Here is a 15,764-nt window from a genome sequence, read left to right on the forward strand (position 1 = left end):
CCACCTGAACGCCCGCCGTGACCCCGCTGAATCCTTACGATGTGCGGGTGAGACGGCGGCGAACCCCGTTCGACGAAGCAGCGTAAGACAGACTGAATCGTGCGCATCGCGATCATCTCGGGACTCCTCGCGCTGAGCGCTGCCCTCACCGCGTTCAGCGTCAGCTCCCTCGACCTGTTCGCGCCCGACCGCGACGAGGTGCAGCTCGTGCTCGTCACGAGCGCGCTCTGGCTGCTCTTCGGCCTCGCGTACTGGCTGCTGCGCCGCGTCAACGCGAAAGCCGCCGTCGCGCTGATCCTCGCCGGCTCGGCCCTCATCGGCGGCGCGGCCATGGTCGGCCCGCCCAACACGAGCACCGACTCGGCCCGTTACGCCTGGGACGGCATCGTGCAAAATGCCGGCATCAGCCCCTACGCCTTCACCCCAGCGGATGCCCGCCTCGATTCCCTGAGACCCGACTGGCTCTTTCCCGCCCCCCAGACCACTGCTGCGGGCAAAGAAATCTGCGTCGGAGAACGCATCGCCAGCACCCGCACGACCAACGGCGACCGGCTCTGCTCGGCGCTCAACCGCACGGCCGTGCCCACGATCTACCCGCCGGCCAGCGAAATTCTCTTCGCCGGCGTGCGTTTTCTCGCCGGCCCCGAGCCGGCCTACTGGCCGTTGCAGCTCGTCGGGCTGCTGCTGAGTCTCGGCACCACGGCAATGTTGCTGGTCGGAATGCGCCGCCGCGGCCTCGATGAACGGCACGCGGCGCTCTGGGCCTGGTGCCCGCTCGTGGCGACCGAGGCGATCACCAACTCCCACGTGGACATGCTCGGCGTCATCTTCGTCGTCGCGGCGGTGTTCCTGGTCTCGAGTAACAAGGTCTGGCGCGGCGGCATCATGCTCGGAATCGCGATCGGCACCAAGCTCATCCCGGTGCTCGCGGCGCCGGCGCTACTGCGGCGGGGCGGGTGGCGCCTGGTGGCGGCATCCGTTCTGAGTTTCGCGCTGCTCTATGTGCCCTATGTGCTCGCGACCGGCATCGGGGTGCTCGGCTACCTGCCCGGCTACCTCAGCGAAGAGGGCTACCAGGACGGTTCCCGGTTCGCGCTGGTGTCTCTGGTCGCGCCGGGGGCATCCGCTGTGATCGTCGCCGGCCTGATCCTGGCCGTGGTGGCCATGCTCGTCATTCTCAAGACCGACCAGAACCAGCCCTGGGTCGGCCAGCTCGTCATGATCGGGGCGACCCTGCTCGTGCTCAGCCCCCGCTACCCCTGGTATGCGCTGCTGTTGCTGCCGTTCGTGGCGCTGTCCGGCCGCTGGGAATGGCTGCTCGTTCCGATGGCGCTCACCCTGCGGCTGCTCGTGCCGAGCGTGCCGCTCACCCGGGCGTCGATCGCCATCGCGGTCATCGTCATCGTCGCCGTCTCGCTGCGTCGCGCCGGCCCCGGCGCCCTCAAGCGGATGCTGCACCCCCTGCGTTCCCGCCCCGCCTGACCGCCCACCGCGGCACTCGTTACAGTTCGCGGCACCCCTACCACCGAGTGCCCGCTTCCCTAACGAGTGCCGCGAGCCGCGCAGCCGGCATCGACGTCCGGAGGCAGTTCGTGTTAACACAGAGTTCACTCGCCTGACGGCTGCCCAGCAGATGCCGGCCACCTCCGCTCCTTAACGTAGGCAGATGTGCGTCTTTCGGCGTGCTGCGAACCACGAAAGAGTGCCGCCATGCGCAAGATTCTGATCATCGCGGCGGCCGCCGCCCTCAGCACGGTGCTCGTCGGCGGCGCGGTGGTGGCCGTGCAGGGGGAATCGGCGCTCGCCGAACCGGCCCAGACCGTCGCGCCCCTGGATGAGACCGCCGCGTTCGACCTGCAATCCCACCGCGGCGGCCGCGGCGAACACACCGAGGAGAGCCTCGCCGCCTTCGCCGCCTCGCTCGAACTCGGCGTCAGCACCCTCGAACTCGACACCCATCTCACCCGCGACGACACCGTCGTGGTCTGGCACGACGATGTACTCACCGAGAGCAAATGCCGCGACACGGATGCTGCCTTCCCGGGCGACCCGGCGTTCCCCTACGCCGGCAGCCGGGTGCGTGACCTGACCCTCGCCCAGATTCAGACACTGGATTGCGGCTACCAGCAGCTGCCCGGCTACCCCGAGCAGCAGAACGTGCCCGGAAACACCATCGCCGAACTCGCCGACGTGTTCGCACTCGTCGCGGCGCACCGCGCCGATACCGTGCAGCTCAACATCGAAACGAAAATCGAGACCCCGAGCGATCAAGCCGAAATGGCCGCCCTCACTCGCGCCGTCGTCGCCGAAATTGACGTCTGGGGGAGCGCCGACCGGGTCACCGTGCAGAGCTTCGACTGGGCCTCGCTCAACCTCGTGCGGCAGATCGCGCCGGAGCTGCGCCTCGTCGCCCTCGCCCAGGACGACGACTGGCTCGAACTGGGCCAGCCCGGCGCGAGCGCGCACCTCGGCGGGATCGACATCGACGACTATGACGGCTCGGTCGCCCGCGCCGCCGCCGCCGCCGGCTACGACGCCCTCTCGCCGATCTTCGAAACCGTCACGCTCAAGCTCGTGGCCGACGCGCACGCGGCCGGGCTGCCCGTGATTCCGTGGACGGTCAGTGAGGCCGCGCTCATGCACACCCTCATCGATCTGGGAGTCGACGGCATCATTACCGACTACCCCACCCGGCTGCGCGCCGTGCTCACCGACCGCGGCCTGAGCCTGCCGACCGCCTACCCGGCGGCGTGACCGTGCGCACCGAACCGCCCGCCGGGGTGCCCAGCCGACTGCTCGCCATCCCGCGCGCCGTCGCCCTCAACCTGTTCCCACGGATCGTCGCCGTCCTGTCCCGTGCCACGGCGGGCCTGCGCCGCCGCCTCGCGGGGCTGGCCGGCCGCATCCGTCGGGCCTACAGCTACGAAGTCCACGCCTACTGGCGCACCCGGGCGATCAACCCGAACGCCGTGCTGTACGAAGCGTTCAACGGATCCGGACTGCTGTGCAACCCCGAAGCCCTGTTTCGGCAGCTACGCACCACGCCCGATCAGGCCCGGTTGAAGCACATCTGGGCGTTGAAGAATCCGCGCGCCGCCCGCCGCGAATTTCGCCGCGACCGCACGGTGCGGTTCGTGAAAAGCGGATCGCCCGCCTACTATCGGGCGCTCGCCACGAGCCGCTACCTGATCAGCAACGCCACCTTTCCGCCGCAATTCTCCAAACGTCCCGGCCAGATCTACCTCAATACCTGGCACGGTACCCCGCTCAAACACATGGGCTACGACATGGTCGACGGCGCGTTCGGCACCGCCAACATCGTGCGCAATTTCGTCAGCGCCGACTACCTGCTCGCCGCCAACCCGTTCATGGCCCGCCAGATGTACGAGCGCGCCTACAAACTCGACGGCATTTTTCAGGGACGGATGCTGCTGGCCGGCTACCCCCGCATCGACCGGCAGACCCTGAGCCCGGAGCAGTCGCGCGCAGCCCGTGCCCGGCTCGCCGGGCTGGAACTCGGCGGCCGGGAGATCGTGCTCTACGCTCCCACCTGGAAGGGCGCCTCGTTCGCACACCCCGACGATGACCTCGACGCTCTGCTCGACCGGGTGCGGAAAATCGAAGCCGGCATCGACACCAGGCGCTATGTCGTGCTGCTGAAAACGCACCAGGCCGTGCACGCGCTCGCCGCCGGCCGCGCCGACCTCGCGCGGGTGCTCGTACCGAACGACCTCCCGACCAACGTCGTGCTCGGGCTCACGAGCATTCTGGTCACCGACTACTCGAGTATCTTCTTCGATTTTCTCGCGACCGGCCGTCCGATCGTGTTCTTCACCCCCGACCTCGCCGATTTCGAGCTGGCCCGCGGGCTGTACCTGGCTCCGACCGAGCTGCCCGGCCCGGTCTGTCGCACCACCACGGCGGTGGCCGCGGTCATCGGCCAGGTGGCCGACCACGGTCGGCTGCCGGCCTTCACCGAGCGCTATCGGGTGGCGCAACACGACTACGTCGGCCAGGACGACGGTGCCGCGAGTGCCCGCGTGATCGACATCGTCTTTCGCGGCACCGACCCGGGTCGGGCCCTGCACGAGTCGACCGCGCCGACCCGCCGTTCCGTGCTGATCTACCTCGGCGGAATGAAGCCCAACGGCATCACCTCCGCAGCGCTCAACCTGCTGGGCGCCCTCGACCACGACCGGTTTGACGTCTCCGTGGCGTTCGCGAAGAGCAGCGCCCCGGCCCGCCGCGCCAACCAACGCCTGATCGACCCGCAGGTGCGGCAATTCGCCCGCATCGGCGGCATGAACGGCGGGTTGAGGAAGCGCCTCGCCCGCCGACGCCGTGGCGCCCCGGCCACCGCTTTCACGGCCGAATTCACGCGCTGCTTCGGTGACAGCCGCTTCGACCACGTCGTCGATTTCAGTGGCTACGGCCCGTTCTGGGCCGAACTGCTGCTGCACTCACCACCGGCCGTGCGGTCGATCTGGCTGCACAACGACCTCGCCGCCGATGCCCACCGCAGTGTGGGGGGAGCCAAACGGATGCTGCGCGGCCTCACCGAAACCTTCGCCCGTTATGAGCGGTACGACAGCCTGGTTTCGGTGTCGCCGGCCCTCGCCGAGATCAACGCCAGGGACCTCGCCGCCTATGCGCCGCGCTCGAAGTTCACCGTCGCGCACAACACCGTCGACGTCGAACGCATCCTGCGCGGCGCCGCAGAACCCGCTGACGATCTGCCTAACCGTGAACTCACCACCTTCGTCACCATCGGACGACTCTCGCCGGAAAAGAACCAGGCGCGCTTGATTCGCGCATTCGCGCTCGTGCACGCGCGGAATCCGCTCACCCGACTCGTCATCGTCGGTGGGGGGCCGCTCAAGACCGAGCTCACCGCCCTGGTCCGCGATCTGAATCTGGGCGCGGCCGTCACCCTCACCGGGGCACTCGCCAACCCGTACCCGGTACTCGCCGCAGCCGATTGCTTCGTGCTGTCGAGCGACTATGAGGGTGCACCCATGGTGATCCTGGAGGCGCTGGTACTGGGGCGTGCGATCGTGACGGTCGCTTTCGCATCCGTTCACGACGCACTGCCGGATGCTGCCGGTCTCGTCGTTCCGCAAACCGACGCCGGTCTCGCGGCCGGCCTCACCGCTTTTCTGCGCGGCGAGGTCATTGCGACCGCCTTCGACCATGAGGCCTACGCACGCCGAGCGGTCGCCGAGTTCTGTCGCGCCATCGGGGTTCCCGACGACCTCGACGCCGAACTGGCCGAACTCCTGCCGGCCGCGGTGGTCGCCGCCGAGGTGTGAGTTTCACCCCCGAAAACTGAACAAATCCGTGTCACTCTCACACCTCGGCGAGCGGATGCTGTCCGCGGACCGCGCTCGACCCCGCACAGACAGAGAAGCGGGCCCGCCAATCCGGCGGACCCGCTCCCACAAACCCTGAGCTACAGGTACGGGCTCACGTTCTCGTCGAACGAGGTCGCGATCGCTGTGCTCGCGACCGCGAAGGCGTCGGCCGGGTCGGTCTGTTGCAGCATGATTTTCTCGAGCGCGGTCGTGAGTTCCTTGTCGGCGTTCGGCACGAAGACGCGGCCCCAATCCTGCGAGCGGGTGGTCTCGAGCTGGTCGACCGCCGTGCGGAACTGCGGGAACTCGGCGTAGACCTTGGTCATCGTCTCGCCGTCGCGGGCCGAGGTGCGCACCGGCATGTAGCCGGTGTTCGAGGAGAAGTAGGCGGTGTTCTCGGAGTTGGTCAGGAACTTCAAGAACATTCCAGCAGCCAGTTGCTGCTCCGGGGTGCGGTCGGCGGCGATGGCGACGCCGGTCCCGCCGGTCGGGCAGGCCTGCCCTTCCGGGCCCTCCGGCAGAAAACCGGTGCCGACCTCGAACGTCGCGGCCTTGAGAATGCCGGTGAGTGACCCGGTCGAGCCCATGATGCAGCCGGTCAGCCCAGCGCCGAAGTCAGCGACCTGGTCGACGGCGGCCACCGTGGCAACCTTCGTCTCGTAGATCAGGGACTGCAGGTAATCCGCTGCGGCGATCGCTTCAGGGGTGTCGAGCGTCATCGTCCACTCGTCGGAGTACGCGCCGCCCTGGCCCCACAGCATGTTGCAGAACCACCAGGCCGCCCAGGACGCACCCTTGCCGAGGCCGAGCGGGGTCACGCCGCCGTCGGCCGCAATTTTCGGAGCCCACTCGTCGAACTCGGCCCAGGTCTTCGGTGCGCGGTCCGGCAGCCCGGCCTTGGCCCAGACGGCCTTGTTGTAATAGAACAGCGGGGTCGACCGGGCGTAGGGGATGGCCCAGTGGTTGCCGGTGAAGGTGTAGTCGTCGTACAGGGTCTTGTTGAAGTCGTCGGTGTCGAACTCGAGGTGCTTGGCGAGGTCGTCCAGCGGCAGCACCTGGCCGTTGATCATGTAGCGGAACCACCACACATCGCTCGCCAGCACGAGGTCCGGCACGCTGTTGGTGCCCGATGCCGCCTGGAACTTCTGCGCGATCTCGTCATAGTTGGCGCCGGCCGTGACCAGGTTCACCGTGATATCGGGATTCTCGACGTTGAAGCGCTTGATGATCTCTTCCTCGATCAGCTTCGAGGTGCCCGGGTGGTTGCTCCACCAGGTGATCTCCTTCGCCGGTGTGATGCCGGTCCAGTCGGTCGCCGCGACCTCAGCGGAGCCGGCACCCGCGCCGAGCGAGGGCCCGCTGCACGCGGCGAGGGTGGCGGTGGCACCGAACACCGCGGCGAGTTTCAGAATCTGCCTGCGGTTGATGGTGAAGGTGGGTGTCGCGGTCATAGAACTCTCCTTGAAGGGGTACACACGATGAACAGGAAAAATTGGGGGCGCGCATCCGCTTAATAAACGGATGCCGCAGCGTCAGCCGGTAACGCCGCCGGCGGTCAAACCGGCGATGATCTTCTTCTGCAGCGCAAAGAACGCGATGAGTACCGGCACGGTGACCAGCACTGTGCCGGCCATGAGTACGCCCCAGTTGGTGACGCCGTCGTTGTTCTGCAGCAGCATGAGTCCGACGGGCAGCGTCATCATGTCGGAACGGTCCACGACGAGCAGCGGCCAGAGGTACTCGTTCCACTCGGAGACGATCGAGACCAGGGCGACGGCGGCGATCGTCGGCGCGGAGATCGGCACGATGAACCGCCAGAGGCGGGTCCAGTGGCTGGCACCGTCGAGCGCTGCCGCTTCGAGAATGGAGATCGGCAGGGTGAGAAAGTGTTGGCGAAACAGAAAAGTGCCGAACGCGCTGGCCAGGCCCGGAACGATGATCCCCTGGTAGGTGTTGATCCAGCCGAGCGACGCCACGAGGGTGAAGTTGGGGATCATCACGATCTGCTGCGGCACGAGCAGGGCGAAGATCACCAGGCCGAAGACGAACTTCTTGAACGGAAACTCCAGAAACACGACCGCGTAGGCGGTGGTCAGGCCGAGCAGCATCTTGAGGCCGGCGCCGATCACGGTGGTGATGGTGCTGTTGAGAAAGAAGCTGCCGAATGGCACAGCGGCCAGCGCTGCAGCGTAGTTCGACAGGTCGTAGGCCTCCGGCAGCCACTGGATCGGGACGGTGTAGATCTCATCGCGTTCCTTGAACCCGGCCAGGAACATCCAGACCAGGGGCAGAATCATGATGGCGACGGCCACGACGAGGCCGAGGTAGCCGCCGAGCTGTAGCGGCTTACGGCGACGCGTTGTCCGTGTCTGGGTGGCCATCAGTAGTGCACTCGTTTCTCGACGTATTTCATTTGAATCAGCGTGACCACGAGCAGCACGGCGAACAGAATCGTCGCGACCGCCGAGGAATACCCGGCCCGACCGGCTTGAAAGCCCTCCTGATAGATCTGGTACATCATCGTGGTGGTGCCCTCGAGCGGGCCGCCGCGGGTCATGGCCTGAATGATGTCGAACGACTGCAGGGAGCTGAGCAGCGTCGTGATCGACAGAAAGAACGTCGTCGGGCCGAGCAGCGGCAGCACGATGTTGCGAAACGCGCGCACCGGGGAGGCGCCGTCGAGCGACGCGGCCTCGAGCAGGTCCCGCGGCACCGACTGCAGCGCGGCGAGGTAGATGAGGGCAACGTAGCCGACGTTCTTCCAGAGATAGACGATGATGACCATGACCAGGGCCCAGTGCGGATCGTTATACCAGGGCGGCGAGGCCACGCCGATCGCGTCGAGCAGCGCCGCGGTGATGCCGAAGTTCGGGTCGAACACGAACAGCCAGAGCAGGCCGACCGCCACACCCGAGAGTACATACGGCGCCACGACGATGGTGCGGGCGGCGCCGCGACCGTGCAGTTTGCGGTTGAGCAGCACCGCGAACAGCAGGCCGATGACCATGCCGCCGCCGACGGTCGCGACCGTGAAGATCAGCGTCACGGTGACGACGCGCGACGTGCCCGGGTCGGTGAACCAGGCGACGTAGTTGCCGAGGCCCACCGGAATGGCCGACGCCGAACCGAGGTTCCACTGCAGGGTCGAGTAGTACAGCGACTGCAGCAACGGCTTGTAGGTGAAGACGACCAGCAGGGCCACGTTCGGGCCGGCGAACAGCAGAAAGAGCAGCCATGACTTCCACGGCTTCTTCTTCTTGCGCGGGGTGAACGTTCGGGGCGGCGCGGGTGTCGCGACGCTCGTCGGGGCCGCGACCGCCACCGCTGAGTCGGTGTCGCGCTGCAGGTCCTCGATGGTGGGCATACGCTGAAATCTCCCTGAAAAGTGCCGTCGGCCAAGCAGCAGACTCTGTCAGGTTAGGCAGCGCACCCGGCGCTGATCGGCCAATTTGCGCGTATATGCCCAGTTGTCGCGAGGCGTTCGCCTGCACCGCGTCGAAACTTCAGCGGGTGTTCATGCGACCTGGCGGTCCGCGTCATCCGGCGCCGTTACGGTGTGCAAATGCCCCCACTTGTCATCGGTCACCGCGGAGCCAGCGGCTACCGCCCCGAACACACCGCTTCCGCCTATCAGCTCGCCTTCGAGCTCGGCGCCGACGCCGTCGAACCCGACATCGTCGCCACCCGCGACGGCATTCTGGTGCTGCGCCACGAGAACGACATCTCCGCCACAACGGATGTCGCCTCCCGCACCGAGTTCGCCGGCCGCCGCACCACCAAGGAGTTTCTCGGCCACACCGTCACCGGCTGGTTCACCGAGGACTTCACCTGGGCCGAACTGGCAACGCTGCGCGCCCGTGAACGCCTCGCGCACTTGCGACCGAAGAGCGCCCGGCACGACGGCCAGTACCCGATCCTGCGCCTGAGCGACCTGTTCGACATCGTCGACGAGGCGTCGAACACGTTCCGTCGCACCCTCGGCATGGTCGCCGAGATCAAAAGTGCCGCCTATTTCGCCTCGATCGGACTGCCCCTCGACGAATTGTTCGCTGCCGAGGTGCGCGCAGCGGGCTGGAACGGCAACGACGGACGCCTCATCATCGAAAGCTTCGAACCGACCGTGCTCGATCAGATTTTCGCGCGCGGCATCATCGCCCGAAACGTGTTCCTGATCGCCCCGGCCGGCCAGCCGCTCGATAAAATCGTCGAACTCGGCGCCGACGCGCCCTACTACGCGGACCACCTGACTGAGCCCGGCCTCGCCGCCCTTGGCGACAGCGGCACGGTGCACGGCATCAGCGTGGACAAATCGGCCATCATCCAGGCGGATGCCGATGGCGAGCTGGTCACGTCGACCCTCGTCGCCGACGCCCACGCAGTCGGGCTGCAGATCTTCTGTTGGACCCTCCGGCCCGAGAATGCGTTCCTCACGGCACCGTGTCGGCGGGGGGATCTGGCCGCGAACTTCGGACACTGGCGGGGCGAGTTTGCCGCCGTCATGGAGAGCGGCCTCGACGGGGTCTTCGTCGACCACCCTGACCTCGCCGTCACCGTGCGCGACGACCTGCGCAGCCGGGTGGCGGCATCCGTTTGATGCGTTGAGCGGATGCTCGTGGCGCACTCTCGCCGCGAAATCCCGTCGCGGCACTCGTTAGAGCTCGCGGCACTTCTTGGAACGAGTGCCCGCATCTTCAAGACGTGCCGCGAGCCGCATGCGGTCCCTCGGGCACGCAAAAATCGGGGCCCGCCGTGTGGCGAGCCCCGATTATTGCTGTGGAGGAGAACTACTTGGTCGCGGCGGTGATGGTCGCGATACCGACGAGCAGCTGGTCAGTGACGGCGTCCGTGCTGAACGTGGAGTTCAGCAGGCCGGCGGCGACGGAGGAGATGTGAACCGTGGTGCCGGTGAGGATGGCGTTGTCTCCGTCCATCGTCAGGGGCTCGAGGGTTCCACCGTAGAGGTCGAACAGCAGGGCCTGGGTCGCGGCGGATTCACCGTTGACCGAGACGTCACCGAAGAGCTCCGAGGTGCCCGGGTCGATGGTGAAGTTGGTCAGTTCGACCACGATGTCGCCGGCGGTCAGCGAGAAGCCGGAGCCCTCGTGCTCGATGGAGCCCTGAACGTAAGGGCGGTAGTCTTCCTGCGGGTCGTAGTAGTCCACGTTTCCGCCGGTGATCGGGAAGTGCAGGCTGCCCTCTTCGAGGGTGGCTGTTCCCACGGTGCCAGCGGTGAGGCCGAGGCTCGTGAGGGCTGCAGCGAAGTCCGCGTCGAGCAGCACGGCCGTGTCGACACCCGACAGACTGGGGATCGAGGCGAGGGGCGTCGGGTCGGCTTCGGCCGAGCTCGACGAGCTGGCGGCGGGCGCCGGGGCCCCGGTCGTCGCGGCCGATGAACATCCGGCGAGGCCGGCGATGAGAATTCCAGCAGAGGCGAAACCGATGGTGGCCTTGGTGAAAGTGCGCATGGGATGAATCCTTTTCTGTCGATCGAGCAGGTGGTGTTGGGGTCTGCATGGTGTTCGGCTCCACCCCCGAAATGGTTTGGAATTGCCCAATTCCGTTACCGTTCCGTTACTCAATACAGCAAACGTCCAGATAGGCGGGCGCGCCGAATACGCCGCGATCCCGGTCGTGCACAGGGATCGGCGCCGTCAGGCGAGCGGATGCCGACTCGCCCGCCTCCTGCTCGCGGCCCGTGTTCAGGAAGTTGGCACTGGTTTGAACCCGTGCCGCCTTCGCGAACACGGGCCACGACGCCCGCGGGCGGGGTGTCCGTATTAGAAGTGGCGAAAGCGATCCGGCGCGAGATCCCAGGGATCCTTGCCGAGCAATTCGGCGACGCCGCGAAACACGCAGGTCTCGATCATCATGCGCTGGTGCATCTCATCGTTTTCATGCAGGCGCGACAGGCGCTGGATCGGCAGGCGGTAGAACACCACCCGATTTGTCTCCGGCGTCACCATCCAGCGTTCGACCCCGACGCCCGCGATGACCGAGGGCGGTCCGGAGGCCACTTCGAACACGGACTTGCCCAGTTCTTCGGGCCAGACGCCGCGCAGGTACTCGATCGTCGAGGCGATCGTCGTGTCGAACAGGTCGATGCGGGTGCGCAGCGGCGGCAGGAACGGGCCGGTCGCTGAACTGCGGATGCCGCGGCCGTGCCGGTCCCGTCCGCGGCCGCGCACGGTCGGTTCGGGCGCTGCGGAACGACGGGATCGGGACATGCTGCCATCCTACGGCGGGCCGGCAGCCGGTATCCTTATAGGCAATGACATTCCGCCCGTGTTCTCGTGTTGCCTGCCTCGAACCCTCGGTGGCCACGCTCACCTTCGACTATGGGGAGTCCCTGGCGGTGCTGGGCCCGCTTTCCGGCCGCAAAGAACCGCACAGCTTCGACCTGTGCTCGCGGCACGCGGAACGCACGAGCGCTCCGCAGGGGTGGCAGCTGATGCGGCACCGCCTCGTCGCCGACGATCCCGACCAGTAGCCCGCGCGCTACCCGGCGATGGCGTCGACCAGGCCGGTCAGTTCAGGTGCGAGCCGAGCGGATGCCAGCGCCCGCTCGAGCGCCGCGTCGTGCACCGGGCGGGCCAGATCGTGCAGAGCATGCCCGGCTGCCGTGAGCTCGGTGTAGATTCCGCGCCGGTCATCGGCGCAGAGAACGCGGGTGAGCAGCATCCGCTCTTCGAGGCGGTTGACCAGACGGGTGGTCGCGCTGCTGGACAGCGCGGTCGCGCTCGCGAGTTGCTGCATACGCATATGCCAGCCGTGCTGGCGACCCAGCGCGTCGAGCACGGTGTATTCCACGACCGACAGGTCGACCGAGTCCTGCAAGGCGCGTTCCAGTGCGGTTTCAAGGGCACCGTGCAGGGCGGCCAAGGTGCGCCAGCCGTGCGCGCGCACCTCAACGGCGTCGTCTTCGATGCCCACGGGACCTCCAATATTCACGGAATGGTTTCTTGCGCGGATAACTAGCGTGTGCAAGTATTTATAGCGCGCCCACAATAGATGCTTTTTGCAACTACAGGCGTCTGCAAATACATAGCTTACGTGCTCCCTCCGCGTCTCGCCAGAGTTGGCGCCCACTCATCTCGTTCAAGGAGTCTCTCCATGCCCATCAGCCTGATCGCCCTCGCCCTCGGCGGCTTCGGAATCGGCCTCACCGAATTCGTGATTATGGGCCTGCTGCCTGAGGTGGCCGCCGACTTCGTGGTGAGCCCAGCCGTGGCCGGCTGGCTCATCTCCGGCTACGCCCTCAGCGTCGTCGTCGGAGCGCTCGGCCTCACCGCCGCCGTCAACCGATTTTCCCGCAAACGTGTGCTCATCGCTCTCATGGTGCTGTTCATCATCGGCAACCTGTTGTCGGCCATCGCGCCGACCTACGGCATCATGCTGAGCGGTCGCATCATTGCCGCTCTCTGCCACGGTGCCTTCTTCGGAATCGGCGCCGTCGTCGCGGCGAGCCTGGTGCCCGAGAAAAAGAAGGCCGGCGCGATCGCGATCATGTTCACCGGGCTCACCGCCGCCAACGTGCTCGGCGTTCCGTTCGGCACGTTCCTCGGCCAGGCGTTCGGCTGGCGTTCCACCTTCTGGGCGATCACCGCGATCGGTGTCGTCGCCGTGCTCGGCCTGATCGTCCTGCTGCCAGCCATGGCGGCGCCGCGGTCCGAATCCGCGAGCCTGCGCCACGAGTTACGCGCGTTCCGCTCGTCGCAGGTGTGGTTGTCGATCGCGGTCACCGTGCTCGGCTTCGGCGGCATGTTCGGTGCTTTCACCTATATTGCCTTCACGCTCACCGAAGTGACCGGCTTCGCCGCGAGCATGGTGCCGTGGCTGCTCGTCGTGTTCGGGGTCGGGCTCTTCGCCGGCAATGCGCTCGGCGGCAAACTCGCCGACCGCTCCCTCGACGCGAGCCTGCTCGCCTTTCTCGGCGCCTTGACCCTCGTTTTGGTGTTCTTCGCTCTCACCGCCGCCAACCCGATCGCGACCGTCATCTCCCTCATCCTGATGGGCGGCTTCGGTTTCGGTGTCGTTCCGGGCCTGCAGATGCGGGTCATGCGCCACGCGAACGGCGCCACCACACTCGCCTCCGGCGCCAACATTGCTGCTTTCAACCTAGGCAATGCGCTCGGCGCCTGGACGGGCGGCAGCCTCATCGCCTCCGGCCTCGGCTACACCGCGCCGATCTGGGCTGGCGCGGGGGCCGCTTTCATGGCGCTTGTCGTGATGGCGGCCGCTGCAGCGATGGTGCGGCGCCGGCCGGGAGCATCCGTTCTGCCGGAAGGCGCGCACGGACCGAACAATGTGGAGGTCATTCAGAGAGAAATGGCAAGATAGCACCATGACTGTCGCCGCGCCTTCCGCGCCCCCCACGTTCACCTATAAGATCGCCGATCTATCGCTCGCCGAGGCGGGCCGCCACCAGCTGCGCCTGGCCGAGAACGAGATGCCGGGGCTCATGGCCCTGCGCACTGAATTCAGTGAGTCGAAGCCGCTCGCCGGCGCCCGCATCGCCGGATCGCTGCACATGACCGTGCAGACCGCCGTGCTGATCGAGACCCTCGTGGCCCTCGGCGCCCAGGTGCGCTGGGCCAGCTGCAATATTTTCTCCACGCAGGACGACGCGGCCGCCGCGATCGCAGTCGGTCCTACCGGCACAGCGGATGCCCCCGCCGGCGTTCCCGTGTTCGCCTGGAAGGGTGAGACCCTCGAGGACTACTGGTGGTGCACCACGCAGATCTTCGACTGGAGCGCCGAAGCCGCTGCCGCCGGAGCCACCTGGACCGGCCCGAACATGATCCTCGACGATGGCGGCGACGCTACGATGCTCGTGCATAAGGGTCGCGAGTTCGAATTGGCCGGCGCTGTACCAGCGGATGCTGCCGGTGACAGCCACGAGTACGGCGTCATTCTCGCCGCCCTCCGTCGGTCGCTCGCCGAGTCGACCGACCGCTGGACCCTGGTCGCGGCCGACCTCATGGGTGTCACCGAAGAGACCACCACCGGAGTGCACCGCCTGTACGAGCTCGCCGCGAGCAAGGAACTGCTCTTTCCGGCCATCAACGTCAACGATTCGGTCACCAAGAGCAAATTCGACAACAAGTACGGCATTCGCCACTCGCTGCCCGACGGACTCAACCGGGCGACGGATGTGTTGATCGGCGGCAAGGTTGTCTTCGTCGCCGGCTATGGCGATGTCGGCAAGGGTGCCGCCGAAGCCATGCGCGGCCAGGGCGCTCGCGTGATCGTGAGTGAGATCGACCCGATCAACGCGCTGCAGGCCGCGATGGACGGATTCCAGGTCGCCCGCCTCGACTCCGTCGTCGAACAGGTCGACATCTTCGTCAGTGGCACCGGAAACTTCAACGTCATCGGTGTCGACCACATGCTGCGCATGAAGCACCTCGCCATCGTTGCCAACGTCGGTCACTTCGACAACGAGATCGACATGGCAGCGCTCGAGTCGCTCGCGGGCGCCGTCAAGGTGCAGATCAAGCCGCAGGTCGACGAATGGCGCCTGCCGAGCGGACGCAGTGTGCTCGTACTGTCGGAGGGGCGCCTGATGAACCTCGGCAACGCCACCGGTCACCCCTCGTTCGTGATGAGCAACTCCTTCACCAACCAGGTGCTCGCGCAGATCGAGCTCTATGTCTCGCCCGAGAAGTATCCGATCGGCGTGTACGTGTTGCCGAAGCTGCTCGACGAAAAGGTGGCTCGTCTGCACCTCGACGCCCTTGGAGTGGAACTGACCGTCCTGACCCCCGAGCAGTCCGCCTACCTCGGTATTCCCGCCGAAGGCCCCTACAAGGTAGACCACTACCGCTACTAGCCCCTGCCATTTCTTTCCGGGCCCGGGCCCGGAAAGTGGGCCCATGTTCTATCGTGGGCCTGGTTCCCGAAGGTGGGCCCGGTCGACGGGTGGGTGCTGGTGAGCGGATGCCGGCCCCGCGTTGCTTTCCGGGCCCGGTCCCGGAAAGTGGGCCCATGTTCTATCGTGGGCCTGCTTTCCGAAGGTGGGCCCGGTCGACGGGGCGGGTGCGCGGATGGGGTGCGTGGTGGTGCGACACGCCCGGGTGGTTGGCGTTTTGACGGGTGCGCGTGGTGGCCGTAATGTATCTATACGTACCCCAAAGGTGCGGAAAGCCGCAGTGCTTCCCGGCCTCACGTGGGACCATCTTCTAGCCACATCAACTTCACGGATCGTGTTTCATGATCTCGGGTGTTGGGCTAGGATAGTAAGCCTCCCATCGAGTGTGTGTTACTGGTTGAGTCAGCTTTTTCCCGATGTTTCGGCGTGCTTTGGCGTGCCGTGAATTGCTGGGTTTGGCCGATTTGACAGTGACTGGCTGGGTGGGTAAGTTAGACAAGTTGCCCCGGAGCGACAGCCCAGAACAGGGCCTGAAGTCGGGTGTG

The 15,764-nt window shown here is 66.5% G+C and carries 13 protein-coding genes; 7 read left to right on the top strand and 6 right to left on the bottom strand.

The annotated features are described in order from the left end of the window. Window positions 1–99 precede the first annotated feature (99 nt). From E3O06_RS07300 to E3O06_RS07310, 3 genes are all read left to right on the top strand, one after another. The gene (locus E3O06_RS07300; RefSeq protein WP_134502323.1) at window positions 100–1,482 is read left to right on the top strand and encodes a glycosyltransferase family 87 protein; all 1,383 of its coding nucleotides are present in this window, start codon (window positions 100–102) and stop codon (window positions 1,480–1,482) included. 228 nt (window positions 1,483–1,710) lie between these two features. Then, window positions 1,711–2,754 carry a glycerophosphodiester phosphodiesterase family protein gene (locus tag E3O06_RS07305; RefSeq protein WP_134502324.1) on the top strand — a complete coding sequence of 348 codons (1,044 nt, stop codon included), beginning with the start codon at window positions 1,711–1,713 and terminating at the stop codon, window positions 2,752–2,754. Next, a complete protein-coding gene (locus tag E3O06_RS07310) occupies window positions 2,751–5,309 on the top strand; it encodes a glycosyltransferase (RefSeq protein WP_241979964.1) in 2,559 nt (852 codons plus the stop codon). Before E3O06_RS07305 ends, E3O06_RS07310 begins: the two co-directional genes overlap by 4 nt. Before the next feature lie 140 nt (window positions 5,310–5,449). On the opposite strand, the gene E3O06_RS07315 is transcribed toward E3O06_RS07310, so the two are convergent. From E3O06_RS07315 to E3O06_RS07325, 3 genes are all read right to left on the bottom strand, one after another. Beyond that, a complete protein-coding gene (locus tag E3O06_RS07315) occupies window positions 5,450–6,802 on the bottom strand; it encodes an ABC transporter substrate-binding protein (protein WP_134502325.1) in 1,353 nt (450 codons plus the stop codon). 81 nt (window positions 6,803–6,883) lie between these two features. Beyond that, on the bottom strand, window positions 6,884–7,732 hold the full coding sequence (locus E3O06_RS07320; RefSeq protein WP_134502326.1) for a carbohydrate ABC transporter permease: 849 nt from the start codon (window positions 7,730–7,732) through the stop codon (window positions 6,884–6,886). Beyond that, on the bottom strand, window positions 7,732–8,715 hold the full coding sequence (locus E3O06_RS07325; protein ID WP_134502327.1) for a carbohydrate ABC transporter permease: 984 nt from the start codon (window positions 8,713–8,715) through the stop codon (window positions 7,732–7,734). Before E3O06_RS07325 ends, E3O06_RS07320 begins: the two co-directional genes overlap by 1 nt. A 198-nt stretch (window positions 8,716–8,913) precedes the next feature. On the opposite strand from E3O06_RS07325, the gene E3O06_RS07330 reads away from it, so the two are divergent. Beyond that, the gene (locus E3O06_RS07330) at window positions 8,914–9,945 is read left to right on the top strand and encodes a glycerophosphodiester phosphodiesterase family protein (RefSeq protein ID WP_134502328.1); all 1,032 of its coding nucleotides are present in this window, start codon (window positions 8,914–8,916) and stop codon (window positions 9,943–9,945) included. A 190-nt stretch (window positions 9,946–10,135) separates the two neighbouring features. Here the strand turns inward: E3O06_RS07330 and E3O06_RS07335 are convergent, their stop codons facing one another. Both E3O06_RS07335 and E3O06_RS07340 read right to left on the bottom strand, forming a co-directional pair. Continuing rightward, the gene (locus tag E3O06_RS07335) at window positions 10,136–10,816 is read right to left on the bottom strand and encodes a hypothetical protein (protein ID WP_134502329.1); all 681 of its coding nucleotides are present in this window, start codon (window positions 10,814–10,816) and stop codon (window positions 10,136–10,138) included. Window positions 10,817–11,128: 312 nt separating this feature from the next. After that, window positions 11,129–11,575 (bottom strand): metallopeptidase family protein, encoded by a 447-nt coding sequence (locus tag E3O06_RS07340; RefSeq protein ID WP_134502330.1) that lies wholly within the window; start codon window positions 11,573–11,575, stop codon window positions 11,129–11,131. Between the two features lie 44 nt (window positions 11,576–11,619). Between E3O06_RS07340 and E3O06_RS07345 the strand changes: the two genes are divergently transcribed. Next, the gene (locus E3O06_RS07345; RefSeq protein ID WP_134502331.1) at window positions 11,620–11,838 is read left to right on the top strand and encodes a DUF3499 family protein; all 219 of its coding nucleotides are present in this window, start codon (window positions 11,620–11,622) and stop codon (window positions 11,836–11,838) included. An 8-nt stretch (window positions 11,839–11,846) separates the two neighbouring features. Here E3O06_RS07345 and E3O06_RS07350 read toward each other — a convergent pair whose 3' ends face one another. Further along, window positions 11,847–12,281 carry a MarR family winged helix-turn-helix transcriptional regulator gene (locus E3O06_RS07350; protein ID WP_134502338.1) on the bottom strand — a complete coding sequence of 145 codons (435 nt, stop codon included), beginning with the start codon at window positions 12,279–12,281 and terminating at the stop codon, window positions 11,847–11,849. 180 nt (window positions 12,282–12,461) lie between these two features. On the opposite strand from E3O06_RS07350, the gene E3O06_RS07355 reads away from it, so the two are divergent. Further along, complete coding sequence (locus E3O06_RS07355) at window positions 12,462–13,688, top strand: MFS transporter (RefSeq protein ID WP_134502332.1); 1,227 nt, start codon at window positions 12,462–12,464, stop codon at window positions 13,686–13,688. Window positions 13,689–13,692: 4 nt separating this feature from the next. Further along, window positions 13,693–15,180, top strand: a complete 1,488-nt coding sequence (ahcY, locus tag E3O06_RS07360) for an adenosylhomocysteinase (RefSeq protein WP_134502333.1) — start codon at window positions 13,693–13,695, stop codon at window positions 15,178–15,180. The last annotated feature ends 584 nt before the right edge of the window (window positions 15,181–15,764 follow it).

It is taken from the genome of Cryobacterium glaciale, assembly GCF_004402535.1.
Classification (GTDB): domain Bacteria; phylum Actinomycetota; class Actinomycetes; order Actinomycetales; family Microbacteriaceae; genus Cryobacterium; species Cryobacterium glaciale.